The sequence below is a fragment of the Blastopirellula marina DSM 3645 genome (assembly GCF_000153105.1).
In the GTDB taxonomy this organism is placed as follows: Bacteria; Planctomycetota; Planctomycetia; order Pirellulales; family Pirellulaceae; genus Blastopirellula; species Blastopirellula marina.
Window position 1 is genome coordinate 1,707,368 of record NZ_CH672376.1, and the last position, 14,096, is coordinate 1,721,463.

Sequence of the window (14,096 nt, forward strand, 5' to 3'; positions counted from 1 at the left end):
GTTTTCCTAAAGGAACGTTAGACGCGCGCCATGGCCGCGGCGCGGCGTTTGATCATGGTGATGGTTGCGCCATCGTTGTCAAAAGTCGCTTCGTCCATAAAGGCTTGCATCAGCACCAGTCCGCGATTCCCCAATTTGTCGAGCGCCTGCGGATCGTTCGGTTCGGGGATCGATGTGACATCGATCCCGGGGCCTTCGTGACGGATGACGAACGATCCTTCGTCTCGACTGAGACTGGCTTGGACATGCAGCACGCGTGACGCGTATGGTTCGCTGGCGCGACGCTGTTCGACCAGCGCAATCGCCTCGGGTTTGTCCAATTGCAGGGATTCGAGCTGATCCAGATCAAGCTCTAAGTTGCCGCGGTAGTAGGCGCTAAACAGCGCGCCCTCGAGCGCCATGCCTAGACGAACTTGATTGCTCGCTTCGCACAAACCCATGCTGCCGGCGATCTGCTGCATCATTTCGACCAGACGCTCACACAAGACCGGATCATTGGTCAGGCGAAATTCAAAGTCGGCCTTGGTCATCGCCTGGGTCAGGCGCTCGTAGTTGCGCTCAGCGGCGCACATCGCACGAACTTGTTGCACCGTGGAGACGAGTCGTTCGGCCAGATGCGTTTTCGGCACGTAGCAAGCCGCGCCTTGCTGCAGCGCTTCGACGGCCAGTTCTTCGCTGCCGTGCGCAGTGGTCAGAACGACCGGAATCTGGGGATAGACCGACTGCATGCGGTTGACCAGTTCCAGACCGTTCATTTCGGGCATGTTCAGATCGGTCACGACGACGTCGACTTCGTCCGAAATACTTTGTAGCAATTCCAGGGCCGCCAGACCGTTGGTCGCTTTTGCAATTTTATTTTGCGGGTCCTTTTTCAGGATTCCTTCTAGTAGAACCAGGTCGACCGGGGTGTCGTCGACGATCAAAACGGTCGGCATAGTCATAGTCTCCCAAGAAACTGGCGCAAGCTTCGCCAATTTTTTTGTCCTAGATGGGGCGGCCGATAGCAGACTTGCCGATGTCGCAAGTCCTTCCGCCGATCCCTCTTTATAAAGAGCGGATGTTAAATAACGGCGTAGATCGGGTGGGGAAATCGTCTCGATTTGGGGGGAGAATGCGGCGGAAGAATTGCCGTGATAATCCGAGTCGGGTTGACTTTGACGGCCGACTCGCAACAATGCGTAGCCCGATCACAATATTCGCAAATTTGGTCTACAGCAGACCGAAGAATATTGCCGATCAGGGAACTTGTCGCTCAGTAAAGCCTAGCGGGTTTTGCCGGGTAGACTAAAATAGGAAAAGAAGCCTTCGGTGCATTATCCGGCAGAGGGACCAATTTTTTGCGAGGGCCGGACTCACTAACGGCTAGTGCAAGTGCACGCCAGAGTTTCGCCCGTCTCGCAGCGACTCCACTCGTCGCATCTTGACCGAAGGTTTTCTTATATTTCTGAGCCGCCGTGCTGCTTGCAGCCGGCGGTTTTTTTATGACCTACAGTTGGATTGGCGGTGACCGATGGGTCACCCTCCTCATCACCTCGCCTTGGGCGACTGATCTGCGAGAAATCCAATGCATCCAACGTACGTCCTTATCTTATTGGCGATCTGCTTCGCCGCTGGCAGTTTTGTCGCGCAGTTCTGCGTCAACTAACAATCGCTACGATCCCTAATATCCGAATCGCTCTTCGGTCCAGGGATCGCCGTGGTTGTGGTATCCGCCGCGCTCCCAGTAGCCCGGCTTGTCGCTCGCTGTCAATTCAATGCCGCGGATCCACTTGGCGCTCTTCCACGCGTACAGACGCGGCACCATGCCGCGTACCGGTCCGCCGTGGTCGGCGTTGATCGCAAGACCGTCATGCTTGTCGGCGAGCAATGCGTCATCTGCGAGAAAGTCCTCCAGCGGCAAATTGGTGGTCCAGCCGTTGTCGTAGGCATGGCAGAGGACGTATTTTGCGTCCGGCTGGACTCCCGCGAGTTGCAAGAGCGTCTGCGTCGCGACCCCCTCCCAGACGTTGCTCAAGCGTGACCAGCGCGTGACGCAATGAAAATCGGCGAAAACCTTGCTACGCGGCAGCGCTTGAAAATCGTCCCAGGTCAGCGTGACTTCGCGCTCGACCAGGCCAAAGATTTTCAGCCGCCACTTTTCAATCGGCACCTCCGGCACGATCGACGCGTGCAAGATTGGCCATTTCCGCGTCCGCGATTGGCCCGGCGGGATTCGCTCGCTCCGCTGCGTATCGGGGCTGATGATGACCCCTTCCTCCGTGACCTCGTCTGGCTTTAGGGGGTCGCCGGATTGGTATTTGGCGCGGTCGTGTTCCGATTCAAACATACAGGTACCCAGAGAGGTAGGAAGAATACTGCGGCGTCTACTCGATTGTATCGACGCCGAGAGAATCGACCAATCTAGCCCCACTTGGGGTTGGCGAGCGCTAGGCGATTAGGCGGCTCGGCGACGCTTCGACCAGAGCAGCACCAGCCAGAACGTCAAAAACGTCATCGTGCAGCCGAGCACGAGCAACGGGCGGCGAACGTCAAAGCGATCTGCCGCTTCACCACCAAGATTGAGGAAGACGCCCACGGCGAGGAAGATCCCCCATGCGACCAGCGCAGCGATGATCAGCCCCATCAACTTCCACGAGCCAGGCGTCGTCTGCAAACGAGCCGGTTTGTCAGCCGGTGACGGCGTTACGTTCGTGTCGGAGTTAGTAGTCAGAGGTTCCATAGTACGCTTCGGCGGTAAGGCCCGTTTCGACTTGGACCATTTTCACAATCCGATCGACTTCGGCGTCGCTGATGGGCGCCACAAAGTCTTCGGCAGGTCGACGCGCGACGGTATAAATTTGGATCAGTTTCAGCATTCCGCCGGCGGCCGTAATCTCTTGCAGCCGCTGACAATAGGCGGTCAACTCGGCATCGCTAGGACCAACTCCGTTGACCTTCATAAACAAGGTTTGAATCACCAACGGGCGAACTTGCGAAGCTGCGGCGAGGTTGTCGAGGACGCGTTGGAAAGGGATCTTCGTTCGCTCGATCAGTTGGTAGTAGTCTTCGGTGCCGGCGTCCAGTTTCGCCCAAATCTCACCGTGATTCGCGTCCAGCACTTCCAGGCCCCGCTGGACGACATCGCGATGGAACATCGACGCATTGGTGATGAGCACCATTTTGACGTCATGCATGCCGTGTTGGCGTTTGATTTCGGCGGTGCGGCCGACCAGCTCGTCAAAATTGCGATAGGTGGTCGGCTCGCCATCTCCGCTGAAAGCGATGTCGTTGACGCGGCGTAAATTTTTTGGCGTGTCGGCGAACTTGGGGGTCGTCCAAATCTCGCCGGAAGCGGCCAACTGCAGCATCTCATTGACTTCATGAAAATAACGCTCGGTTTCGACAAACCGCGTTTCGCTTTCTTCGCGACGATTGACCTGGCAATAAATGCAATCGAAGTTGCAGATTTTGTCCGGGTTCAGATTCACGCCGACCGATAACCCGCGGCTGCGCCGCGAGAGCACGGGATAGACGAATTTGTTGTCGTCAAAACTGCGCTGATGCAGCGTATGCAGTCGATGCGTCGTCATGCCAATTAGCGTTAGTCGATGGGAGTGCTTGCTTTGGTGGGCCCAGTCGGCGCGATCAAAGCATCGGTCGGGACAGGCCCCAACACGTTCTCTCCCATATTATCACGCATCAGCGACAAAGTGCGGCGCATCACTTCCAAATCTTCCTCTGGAATGCCGACAATCGCCCGAGCACGGACCGACAACGCACAGTTGACCATTTGTTCCCAAACGGGTTGAACCTTATCGGTTGCGCGGATGATTTTCTTCCGCCGATCGCAAGGATCGGTTTCACGCGTGATCCAGCCATCGCGCTCCATGCGGTCGATTACGCCGACCAAAGTCGGCGCTTCAATCCGCATTTGCTCGGCTAGTTCGCTTTGCGTGATCTCTCCATGATAGGAGAGCCAAGCCAGGACTTCCCACTGGCGATAGGTAATTCCATGCGCGGATAACTCTTCGTTCATCGCGCGAGAGAGCATATGTCCGGTCGAGAAAATCCAGTACCCGACGCTCTTTTCAAAATCAAATCGTATCATGCTTACAGACTCCTAGCCGTTTCCCCAGCTTTGTATTCTAGCGAACAGATCGAAAGATGCGAATAAACAGAATTACGGCCCAAAAGCTTCGTGCAGGCAGTAATCAAATAGCAGCCGCCATTCCTCGGCAGCGATGCGAATAAGCATTTCTTGGTTCAAAGTGCGTCCCAAAGCGACAGCTTCGCAGCCGTCAACCATCGCGATCGGGTTCCAATCGACACCCGAAGCGAGAAATTGGGTCGCCGCATCCAGTGGTTCGCCAGAAGTGATCTTTGCTGCATTCGCAGCCAAGTCTTGCATGATTGGGTGCCGTCCGACTCGTCGGAACCAATATTTTGCGTTTCCGTAGTCAGGCTCGCGGCGGTGCATAATCGCATGCCAGTAACTGCCTGAACTGGACGGAAGGTTTTGACTTATTTCGTGAGATTCTTCCAAATAGTTGTAGAGGAGCCAGATTCCGGCCAGGCAAGCATCTGCCATCTCGCGATTGCGGATTGGTCGCCCGCCGGCCAAATCGTTGTGCTGCAATCGAGAAAGCTGATCGCGAACCGAAAGATTCGGGGAGCCGGGGCCAAGAGGAGGGGCCGGCGCCGTGTCAATTAACTTGGCGATCGTTTCCGGATACGAATTTTGCATGGTCGAAAGCAAGCATTGGATAAGTACAAATCGGCCCTCGTCTATACTACTGTTTTTTTAGCAGCATCGGAAACCCTACCCAGCCGTGGGCCCGGTTGATAGACTAAATTCCTTATCGGTCTTTACGCAGAGACCTGACGGGAACGCCGTTTCCTCTTCTCGATACGGAAATAGTTGATATGTCTGTTGATCCCAATCAGGATCCGCAAGCCCAGCCGGAAACCCCTGCCGACGCTGCAAACCCGACCACTCCCGAAAACACCGCCTCTTCACCAGAAGGCTCCGCTCAAGCAGCAGCGTCTGACGACGTCGATTCGCCCAAGCGAAAATTGCTGATCGGTTCGCAACGGGACGAAGAAAAGCCGACGCCTGCCGCGCCGCCTGCGCCTTCCACGATGGGACGTCCCCAACGCCCAGAGAAGCCCAAACCGCCGAAATCGGAGCAGGATGAAGATCCGACGGCGATTCCGGACGATCTTTCTTCGCTGGAAACCGAGTCGGAAATGGAACGGCTTCCCGTTTCTTCCGATGGTCGCGTCGCCGTACCGAATCGTCGCCAGAAGTTGGACGACATCGAACGCGAAGTCGAAGCGGCCCTGGGCGGCTTGTCGCTAGATGAGATGATCACCAGCGAATCTGCGATGCAAGGGATCTCGGGCAAAACGCTGGAAGTCGATAGTCGGTTGAATGCGACCGTCGCTCGCGTGCATCGCGAAGAGGTGTTCATCGACCTCCCCGGCCAAAATCAAGGTTTCGTCTCGCTCCGCTCCTTTGTCGCCCCCCCCGAGATCGGCGCCAAACTGGAAGTCGTGATCATCAAATACGATCGCGAGCAAGGCCTTTACGAAGCGCTCGTTCCCGGCTCCTCGGTCTCGGTTGTCGATTGGGGCGATCTGACGGAAGGGATCCTGGTCGACGCCGTCGTCGACGGTGTCAATAAAGGGGGCCTCGAATGCGCCGTCGGTCAGGCACGCGGGTTCATCCCGGCCAGCCAGATCGCGCCGCATCACGTCACCAATATGGAAGACTATCTCGGCCAGAAGTTGCAGTGCCTGGTGACCGAGGCGAATCCAGAACGCCGCAACTTGGTGCTCAGCGCCAGAGCGGTCGCCGAAAAAGCGAAAGAAGATAGCCGCAAAGAAACGATGGTCACGCTGCAAGTGGGCCAGATGCGCGACGGCACCGTCACGCGACTGCAAGACTTTGGCGCGTTTGTCGACATCGGCGGCGTCGATGGACTGGTCCACGTCAGCCAGATCAGTTGGGATCGGGTCAAGCATCCCAGCGACGCGCTTAGCGAAGGTCAGGCGGTTCGCGTCAAAGTGACCAAGATCGATCCCGAGACCGGCAAGATCGGCCTCTCGATTCGGGATACGCTGGAGAACCCCTGGCAAAAAGTCGCCGAGGAATTCTCGGTCGGTGCGATCATCAACGGCAAGGTCACCAAGATCATGGATTTTGGCGCGTTTGTCGAAATCGCCCCAGGGATCGAAGGCTTGGTTCACGTTTCGGAAGTGAGCCATACCCGCGTCAGCCGAATTGAATCGGTCCTTAAAGCGGGCGAGAAGGTCGAAGTCAAAGTCGTCAACATCGACAAAGAAAAACGCCGCATCGGTCTCTCCATCAAGGCCCTTTCGCCGGCGCCGGCTTCCAAGTCAGGCGGCAAGAAGAAGGACGAAGAGCCCGAGGATTTGGATCGCGCACTCAAGGTCAAGCCGACCGCCAGCGAGCTCAAAGGAGGCATCGTCAACGAACAAAGCCAAGGCTCGAAATTCGGCCTGAAGTGGTAGTTCGCTCTTCCGTTATTGTTTCAAACGCAAAGGCCGCCTTTATCGCAAGGCGGCCTTTTTTCTTCATAGCACGCTGCTTTAAGCATACAAGGGAACGCGGCTCGCCACTTCAATCCGTGTTTAGATCGCCAACCCTATTTCCTCGCTTGCGCAATGGGCTCGTGTTACGACTGCTTGGTTGATTCTGAACCTGTTTTGCCGTTCTTTACCGTATTCCATTCTTCTTGAATCAGCAAATAACGCGAGTTCAAGGCTCACACAGCGGGCGACGAAGAGCGAGACTCACGCCGCAATCGCGCTAACTCCACAACTGCTGGACCGCTTCCACGCAGTTCTCGGTCGCCAGGGCGCAGAGCAGCAAGCCCATCACCTTCACGATGATCATGCCGCCGGTATCGCCGATTAAGCGATGGATCGGATTGGCCGCGAGCATCAAGACGTAAGTTAATCCGAGTACGACGACCAGAACTACGGCGGTCACTGCTTGCTCGAGCATGGTGAAGCGATGATTGTCGGTCAAAATCACGACGGCCAGGATAGACCCGGGACTTGCGATCGAAGGGAGCGCCAGCGGAAAAACCGCGACGTCATGTCCTGCTTCCGCCTTGGGCGCTTCGACGGCTGGACCGACGCCAAAGACCATTTGCAGTCCCAACAAAAATAAGATCAGGCCGCCTGCTAACTGAAACGACTCGAGCCGAATGTCGAGTGCGCCGAGGATAAATTGTCCCAGCACCAAAAACGCCAACAGGACGGCGCCGCCGATCAACGTCGCTTTGAGCGCAATGCGCGGGCGGTCTTCCTTGGGCGACTTGCCGGTCACGCCGACGAAAATCGAGAGCGTGCCGATCGGATCGATGGTCGCAATCAACAGGAGAAATTCGCCAAATAGTAGCTCGAAGTTCATGCTGCTCGGTTTCGCAAAAAATCCTTGGTCGCGTGGGTGACTTGCAAGGATAGCTTACCGCTCGCGCGCCGACTATTCGGATGGTTCCAATATTTCCAGCTGAAGATGGCGAAATCGGACTTCGGTGGGCCCGCCGGAGTGGAGTTGCAACGCAAAGACCCCTTGTTTGACCCCTTTGTCGTCATGCAAATCGACGCACGGCTGACCATTTAAAAAGGTTTTCACCTGATTGCCCTGGGCGACGATCTCGTACTGATTCCAATCGCCCGGCTTGAGATGCTCTTCTCCAGACTTGACCCACAACAGGCCGCGGCCATGTTCTTCGTACAGCTTGCCCCACCAGCCTGCGCCAGCGTCGGCCTGATAGCCTTGGACGGAACCGCCGGGGAGCGCATTGCTGCGAAATTGAATACCACTGTTCCCTTCATTTTTCACCAGACGAATTTCGAGCTTCAGCCGAAAATTGGCCGCCGCCAAATCGCTGATTAAGAAGCTGTTGGCTGGGATTCCGGTTAGCGTCTTCCCGACAATTTCGCCGTTTTCGACCGACCATAGATTGCGATCGCCGTTCCAGCCGTTCAGGTCTTGGCCGTTGAAAAGCTCGCCTGCATTTTCTGCGGTCGCCAACATCGGCGTTTGCGTCTTGCCTTGCAAATAGGCGACCAGCGAGCGGACGTCATGCTGACCGAACGAGCGAAGCTGATCGTCCGGCATCATCGACTTCTCGCTCGTCTTGCGCGCTTCGATTTCATCCTTGGGCAAGATTAACGTCTCTTCGGCGGTTTGCAGCGTGAGCGTCTTGTTGTCCTCGGCTCGAATGATTCCGGTGATGACGCGGCCTGTATCAAGCAGCACGATCGACGGCTGGTATTCCTTCGCCATCACGGCGCTTGGATCAACGATGTTGGTGAGCAGATAGTCAAGATTCGCGCGGTTCGAACCAGTCAGATCGGGACCGACGGCGCCGCCGACTCCATACAACGTGTGACAACGCTGGCACGTCTTGGCGAAGATCGCACGGCCCCACTGCGGATCGGCCGGAGGAAGACTTTGGTTTTCGACCAACGCTTTGTACTTCGTAATCAACGTCGCTTTTTCTTCCGGCGTCGCGCGAATCGATCCCCAGACTTTGGCTAATTGCCCATCGATCGCTTCGTCTTGCAGGTTCGAGAGTTGCCGCACCATATCGGCGGTCAGCTCGGTGCTGGAGATTTGACCCGCTTCGATCGCCGCCAACAGCGGTTGGGCGTACGCCGGGCGAGAGCAAAGGGTCGCCAGCGCCAGTCGCTTGCTGCTGGGCTGCATTTCGCCGTAGTGGTCCAAGATCACCATCGGCGTCGCCGCATCGTCATATTGGGCCAGCCCTTGGAGCGCGACGTCGCGCAGCTGCGGGTTCTCTAGCAGGTTTTGCAGCAGCGGCGGCAGACTAGGATCGGCGGCCGCGAGCAGCGTCTTAATCGCCGCGATGCGCACTTTCGGCGGGGATTGCGCCAGCGTGGCGATCAGACGGAAGCGATTTAGCGCAGTTTCATCCCCAAACGTGACGCCTAGCGATTGCGCCTCGAGGGCGACTTCCTGGTTTTCGCTCGTCATCAGCTTGCCGCCGACTTTCGCCCACTCGGCGGGAGCATCGACGCGGCGCTGCCCTGCGAGTGCGGCTCGCATCGCGCGCAGGAAGGTCAACTGGGTCGGCGGATCGTCAACGTCTCCGAGACCGCGCACCAGCGTCGCCAAGGCGTTTTTCGCGTCTCCGCTGCCGATACGTCGCAACATCAGCTGGCTAATTTGCGGAATCGACTTGCTGGCGGCCAGCCCGAGCGCCAATGCTCGTTCTGGCGATTGATCGGCCAGCGGTTCCGCCGCGTACCAATACATCAACGGCAAATTATGATCGCGGGCATCTTCGGCATGCGACATCAAGCGAGCCAGCAGGTCCCATCGCGACGGCAGCGGCATTCGCTGGGCGGCCGACGCCAGGTAAAGCCGGACGATCGGTGAAGGATCATTAGACGCCATCTTCACCATCTGGGCGTAGAGAGCTGGGGCAGGATTCTGATCGACTTCCAGCGCCAGCTGAATCGCCCAGCCGCGGACAAACGGCTCGGCGTCGCTCAGCATTTGCCGCGTTGTCGCCGCCGCCAAATTATCGGTGACGTGCAGCGCCCAATAGGCTCGCAGACGCCGCGTCGCATCGTCGTGAGACTTGGCGATCTGTTGCAACCGAGCGAGCGCATCGCTGTTGATCGTGCGTTCGCTGGCCCGCTGCTGCAGCACTTTACGTGCGTGACGCACGTACCAGTCATTTGGATGAAGCGTCAACTCGGCAAGTTCCAGGTCGCTTTGCTTGTGCAAATCAACTTGCAAGTTCTCCGACTTACCGTAGCAGATTTTGTAGATGCGGCCGTTGCTGCGATCATGTTTGGTCGCGTTTCGATCATGACATGCTTGCATGTCGTACCAATCGATCATGTAGGCGTTGCCGTCGGGCAGAGAACGCAGGTTTAAGATTTGCGACGCTTTGTCGCCGGTTAACAAAAAGTCGGGGCCATGGCTGCCAACGTAGCCAGATCCGGTCTGTTTCAAAATGTCGACATTCAAGCGTTGGCCATGAATGTTGTTCATGAAAAGCTGATTTCGATAGGCTGGCGGCCAGCGATCGCCCAAATAGATCATCGCGCCGGCATGTGCATGTCCGCCGCCGGCTTCGTCAGACTTGCCGTTGCCGCCGTGCGGATTGGCGCCAAGATAGTGCCGGTGATCGGCGATCGTTTTGATATCGTCATAGGTATAGGGATTGAAGTGCGTGCCGGCCTGGCGTTGGTAACGAGCTCCTTGGATCATCTGATACAAGTGAGGAATCACGCAGGCCGTCGCGAAGGCTTGACCATAGTCGTTGAAGTCGACGCCCCAGGGATTGCTGGTGCCGTGACAAAAAACTTCAAACGCATGTCGCGTGGGATGGTATCGCCAGATTCCCGCGTTGATCGGCGTTCGTTCTTCCGGCGGCGAGCCTGGTTTGCCGACATTGGAATGGGTGAAAACTCCATGGCAGCCGTACAGCCAGCCGTCGGGTCCCCAGATAAACGCGTTGAGAGTCTCGTGCGTGTCTTGATAGCCCCAGCCGTCGAGCAGCACATGCGGCTCGGCGTCGGGAATGTCGTCGCCATCGGCGTCAGCGATGAACAGTAAGTAAGGAGCGGCGCCGACCCAAACTCCGCCGTGACCAACTTCGAGCCCGCTGACCAGATTCAAACCTTGGCAGAAGACCTTTCGCTCGTCGAACTTTCCGTCTCCGTCGTTGTCAGCGAAGATCAAGATCCGATCGTTCCCTTCTCCTTCCGGAGCTCGCTGCGGATAGACGTATGCTTCAGCGACCCACAGTCGGCCCCGTTCGTCGAGCGCCATCGCGATCGGTTGTTGAATCGCTGGCTCCGCCGCGCTGACGATAACGGAAAACCCGTCCGGCAATTGCATCGCCGCGGCCGCTTCTTCCGCCGTTAGACCTGCGTGAGGATACATATCGGCGACCAGTCGTTTGGGCTGGGGGGTCGGCTGAGCCGGCGCTTCGTCGTAAAAGCGGAAGTCGTCAAAATTCAAATGCCCCCAGCCGCCGCGATGTTGATCGACCAGGCGAATGTAGATTTCTTGCCCCTGCGACTGGCGCAAATCCACAACGACGCGGCGCATGTTCTCGTGATCGTCGCCGGAAGTTTTGAATATGACTTTGCCGTTGTCTTTGCGGATCAATTCGACCCGGGTTTCCTCATGTCTCCCCCCGTTGTGCAAAAAGGCGCCCCAGGGATGCGTCACTTGAAAAGAGGCTGACGTGAGCGTTCCGGTGGGCGGATCCAGATTGCGTTCGTAACTACCGATCCAAAATTTCCCTTGATGGGCGCTGCGCATGTCTCCGCGGCGCGCTTGGACGGCGTCACCTTCGATCGGCTGCTGCGCGAAGGCTTCTCCGGCGGCCGTCCAATCGGCGAGCGTGCCGGTTTCAAAATCAAGATTCAGCGTTCGACCAGCTGCGTTCTTCGGCAGGACGCCTGAAGACTCGGCCGCGGCGGCCGACCAGCAGCACGAACAGGCAAACAACAGCGCAAGAGTGAATCGTCGGTGCATGATGCGACAATTGGGGGTGGGAGGAGAGGAGAAATAGTTGGGGGCAGATTCCTTTCATTTTGGCAGATCCGACGGCGGCGGCCAGCAAAGATCTCACAACGATCGGAGATATTTTACACAACCGAATCGCCTCTTTCCCGAGAAATGCCTATCACGCAGCGCGGCGATCGGACAAAATAGAGCCGCACGTTTCCCTTCCTGCTGGAGCCCCCCATGATTCGCATCGCTATTTTGCTGCTGGCCGTCAATTGCGCCGCGCTGGCTGCCGCTGACGAACTTCGTTTTGTCGAACAAGAATTGCCGACCAAGCTGGGGGTCGGTTACGCCGTCCGCGTGCTCGACATGAACGGTGACGAAAAGCTCGACATCGCCATTGTCGATTCGAAGCGTGTGCTGTGGCTGGAGAATCCCACCTGGAAAGAACACCTCATCACTGGCGATCAGCAGACGAAGAGCGATAACGTCTGTTTTGCTCCGCATGACATTGACGGAGATGGGCTGGTCGATTTCGCGATCGGCGCCGATTGGCAGTTTGGCAACACGCGTAGCGGCGGCACGTTGCAATGGGCGACGCGCAGCGGAGCAGAGCAGGGCGCCTGGAAGGTTTTTCCCCTGCCGGCTGATCCGACTCTGCACCGCATCAACTTTGCCGATGTGATGGGGGATGAGCGTCCCGAGCTGATTCTCGCGCCGCTCAAGGGACGCAACACTGACGGGCCCAAGTACGCGGCCAACGGCATTCGGCTGGTCGCGCTTTCGATTCCCCAAGATCCGACCAACGAACCTTGGCCAGAAACGTTGATCACCGATCAATTGCATGTCGCGCACAATTTTTGCGCGACCGACATCAACGGCGATGGTCGCGACGATTTGCTGGTCGCAAGCTTTGAAGGAGTCACTCTGCTCGAGCGCGAAGGGGACGCGTGGAAATCGACCAAGATCGGCGCCGGTGAGCAGGAGCGTCCCTACCCGGAACGTGGCGCTAGTGAGGTAAAGCGGGGCAAGTTGGCCGATGGGGGTGACTATATCGCGACAATTGAACCCTGGCACGGCGACCGCGTGGTCGTTTATACGAAACCGAAAGATGTTCCGCTGCGTAGTCTGTGGAAGCGACATGTTTTGGATGCGGAGCTGAAATGGGGACACGCCGTTTGGTGCGCTAACATGGACGACGACGCCGACGAAGAGTTGGTGATCGGAGTACGAGACGACGCCGGCGACAACACGCGTCGCGGGCTGCGCATCTACGACCCCATCAGCGCCGAACATGGCGAATGGCGCCGCTATGTGGTCGATCCCGGCGGCGTGGCGATTGAAGATCTGACCGTGGGCGATCTAGATGGCGACGGGCGCAACGACGTCGTCGCCGTCGGTCGACAAACGCAAAATGTGCGTATCTATTGGAATAAAACTCAGTTAGACCAGTAGAAATTTTCGGGTCTGTTTTTGATTTGTCGAAAGTCCCCCTTTTGCCTGGGCTAGAAGGGGATGGTTCGCGCGTTAAACTAAAAGCAACCATTCTGTAATTTTTGTGCGTCGATTCGAGGCAGAGATGAGCAAAGTTCGCTGGGGCGTTCTGAGTACGGCGAAAATCGGAACGAAAAAAGTGATTCCTGGGATGCAAAATGGGGCTTACTGCGAAGTAAGCGCCATCGCATCGCGTAATCTGGCGAAGGCCCGCGCCGCCGCTAGTGAATTGGGAATCACCAAAGCGTACGGTTCGTACGAAGCGCTGTTGGAAGATCCCGAAATAGACGCGATCTACAACCCACTTCCCAATCACATGCATGTGCCCTGGTCGATCAAAGCGATCGAAGCAGGCAAGCACGTCTTGTGCGAAAAGCCGATCGGCATGACCGCGGAAGAGGGCCAGAAGCTGCTCGACGCCGCGCGGAAGCATCCCGAACTGCGCGTGATGGAAGCGTTCATGTATCGCCATCATCCGCAGTGGCAAAAGGCGCGACAACTCGTGCGCGACGGCGGCATCGGACGTCCTGTTTCGATTCAGACTTGGTTTTCGTACTTCAACGACAACGCCGACGATATCCGAAATCAGCCGGAGTATGGCGGCGGCGCATTGATGGATATCGGTTGCTATCCGATCTCGTTGTCGCGATTCATCTTTGAAGGCGAGCCGCGTCGCGTCATGGGCTGCGTCACCATTGACGAGCAGTTCAAGACCGACACGGTAACTTCTGCGATTATCGACTTCGGCGGCATTACCAGTACGTTCACCTGCAGCACGAAATCAACGCCGTATCAACGTGTGCAGATTTACGGCACGACCGGCCGCATTGAAATCAAAATTCCGTTCAATGCGCCGCCGGACGAACCCTGTATCTTGTACCACGAAACGGACGACGAGATCCAGGAAGTCAAGCTGCCGATCGCCGATCAATACACGATCCAAGGGGACCTGATGTCAAAGGCGATCCTGGACGAGTCGCCGACGCCGACGCCGCTGACCGATGCGATCGCCAACATGCGCGTCATCGAAGCGATCCTGCGCAGCGGCAAGAGCGGCAAATGGGAAACGATCAAGGATCTGGTTGATTAG

Annotated in this window: 11 protein-coding genes; 3 read left to right on the forward strand and 8 right to left on the reverse strand. The window is 57.1% G+C overall.

All coding sequences use genetic code 11. The features are described from left to right. Nucleotides 1-17: 17 nt before the first annotated feature. From DSM3645_RS08800 to DSM3645_RS08825, 6 genes are all read right to left on the reverse strand, one after another. Nucleotides 18-935 carry an ATP-binding response regulator gene (locus tag DSM3645_RS08800; RefSeq protein ID WP_002651770.1) on the reverse strand — a complete coding sequence of 306 codons (918 nt, stop codon included), beginning with the start codon at nucleotides 933-935 and terminating at the stop codon, nucleotides 18-20. A gap of 725 nt (nucleotides 936-1,660) precedes the next feature. Continuing rightward, entirely contained in the window at nucleotides 1,661-2,326 is a 666-nt protein-coding gene (locus DSM3645_RS08805; RefSeq protein ID WP_002651771.1) for a sulfite oxidase-like oxidoreductase, read from the reverse strand. 108 nt (nucleotides 2,327-2,434) lie between these two features. Beyond that, nucleotides 2,435-2,719 (reverse strand): hypothetical protein, encoded by a 285-nt coding sequence (locus DSM3645_RS08810; protein WP_040351716.1) that lies wholly within the window; start codon nucleotides 2,717-2,719, stop codon nucleotides 2,435-2,437. Next, entirely contained in the window at nucleotides 2,700-3,569 is an 870-nt protein-coding gene (locus DSM3645_RS08815) for a radical SAM protein (RefSeq protein ID WP_002651773.1), read from the reverse strand. Before DSM3645_RS08815 ends, DSM3645_RS08810 begins: the two co-directional genes overlap by 20 nt. A gap of 11 nt (nucleotides 3,570-3,580) precedes the next feature. After that, a complete protein-coding gene (locus tag DSM3645_RS08820) occupies nucleotides 3,581-4,087 on the reverse strand; it encodes a MarR family winged helix-turn-helix transcriptional regulator (RefSeq protein ID WP_002651774.1) in 507 nt (168 codons plus the stop codon). A 72-nt stretch (nucleotides 4,088-4,159) separates the two neighbouring features. Continuing rightward, nucleotides 4,160-4,723 (reverse strand): hypothetical protein, encoded by a 564-nt coding sequence (locus tag DSM3645_RS08825; RefSeq protein WP_002651775.1) that lies wholly within the window; start codon nucleotides 4,721-4,723, stop codon nucleotides 4,160-4,162. Nucleotides 4,724-4,902: 179 nt separating this feature from the next. Between DSM3645_RS08825 and DSM3645_RS27945 the strand changes: the two genes are divergently transcribed. Further along, nucleotides 4,903-6,513, forward strand: a complete 1,611-nt coding sequence (locus DSM3645_RS27945; RefSeq protein WP_002651776.1) for a 30S ribosomal protein S1 — start codon at nucleotides 4,903-4,905, stop codon at nucleotides 6,511-6,513. A 298-nt stretch (nucleotides 6,514-6,811) separates the two neighbouring features. On the opposite strand, the gene DSM3645_RS08835 is transcribed toward DSM3645_RS27945, so the two are convergent. Beyond that, nucleotides 6,812-7,420: a MarC family protein gene (locus DSM3645_RS08835; RefSeq protein WP_002651777.1), complete on the reverse strand. Its 609-nt coding sequence runs from the start codon at nucleotides 7,418-7,420 to the stop codon at nucleotides 6,812-6,814. Between the two features lie 72 nt (nucleotides 7,421-7,492). Further along, nucleotides 7,493-11,539, reverse strand: coding sequence for a PVC-type heme-binding CxxCH protein (locus DSM3645_RS08840; protein ID WP_002651778.1), 4,047 nt, complete (start codon nucleotides 11,537-11,539; stop codon nucleotides 7,493-7,495). A 213-nt stretch (nucleotides 11,540-11,752) separates the two neighbouring features. Between DSM3645_RS08840 and DSM3645_RS08845 the strand changes: the two genes are divergently transcribed. Together DSM3645_RS08845 and DSM3645_RS08850 are read left to right on the forward strand one after the other, a co-directional pair. Then, nucleotides 11,753-12,967, forward strand: a complete 1,215-nt coding sequence (locus DSM3645_RS08845; protein ID WP_002651779.1) for a VCBS repeat-containing protein — start codon at nucleotides 11,753-11,755, stop codon at nucleotides 12,965-12,967. 124 nt (nucleotides 12,968-13,091) lie between these two features. Continuing rightward, nucleotides 13,092-14,096: a Gfo/Idh/MocA family protein gene (locus DSM3645_RS08850; protein WP_002651780.1), complete on the forward strand. Its 1,005-nt coding sequence runs from the start codon at nucleotides 13,092-13,094 to the stop codon at nucleotides 14,094-14,096.

Excerpts from the sequence above, each read along its gene's own strand:
- DSM3645_RS08800 (WP_002651770.1), bottom strand. The coding sequence starts at position 935 with ATGCCGACCGTTTTGATCGTCGACGACACCCCGGTCGACCTGGTTCTA.
- DSM3645_RS08825 (WP_002651775.1), bottom strand. The coding sequence starts at position 4,723 with ATGCAAAATTCGTATCCGGAAACGATCGCCAAGTTAATTGACACGGCG.
- DSM3645_RS08840 (WP_002651778.1), bottom strand. The coding sequence starts at position 11,539 with ATGCACCGACGATTCACTCTTGCGCTGTTGTTTGCCTGTTCGTGCTGC.
- DSM3645_RS08820 (WP_002651774.1), bottom strand. The coding sequence starts at position 4,087 with ATGATACGATTTGATTTTGAAAAGAGCGTCGGGTACTGGATTTTCTCG.
- DSM3645_RS08850 (WP_002651780.1), top strand. The coding sequence starts at position 13,092 with ATGAGCAAAGTTCGCTGGGGCGTTCTGAGTACGGCGAAAATCGGAACG.
- DSM3645_RS08815 (WP_002651773.1), bottom strand. The coding sequence starts at position 3,569 with ATGACGACGCATCGACTGCATACGCTGCATCAGCGCAGTTTTGACGAC.
- DSM3645_RS08845 (WP_002651779.1), top strand. The coding sequence starts at position 11,753 with ATGATTCGCATCGCTATTTTGCTGCTGGCCGTCAATTGCGCCGCGCTG.
- DSM3645_RS08810 (WP_040351716.1), bottom strand. The coding sequence starts at position 2,719 with ATGGAACCTCTGACTACTAACTCCGACACGAACGTAACGCCGTCACCG.
- DSM3645_RS08835 (WP_002651777.1), bottom strand. The coding sequence starts at position 7,420 with ATGAACTTCGAGCTACTATTTGGCGAATTTCTCCTGTTGATTGCGACC.
- DSM3645_RS08805 (WP_002651771.1), bottom strand. The coding sequence starts at position 2,326 with ATGTTTGAATCGGAACACGACCGCGCCAAATACCAATCCGGCGACCCC.
- DSM3645_RS27945 (WP_002651776.1), top strand. The coding sequence starts at position 4,903 with ATGTCTGTTGATCCCAATCAGGATCCGCAAGCCCAGCCGGAAACCCCT.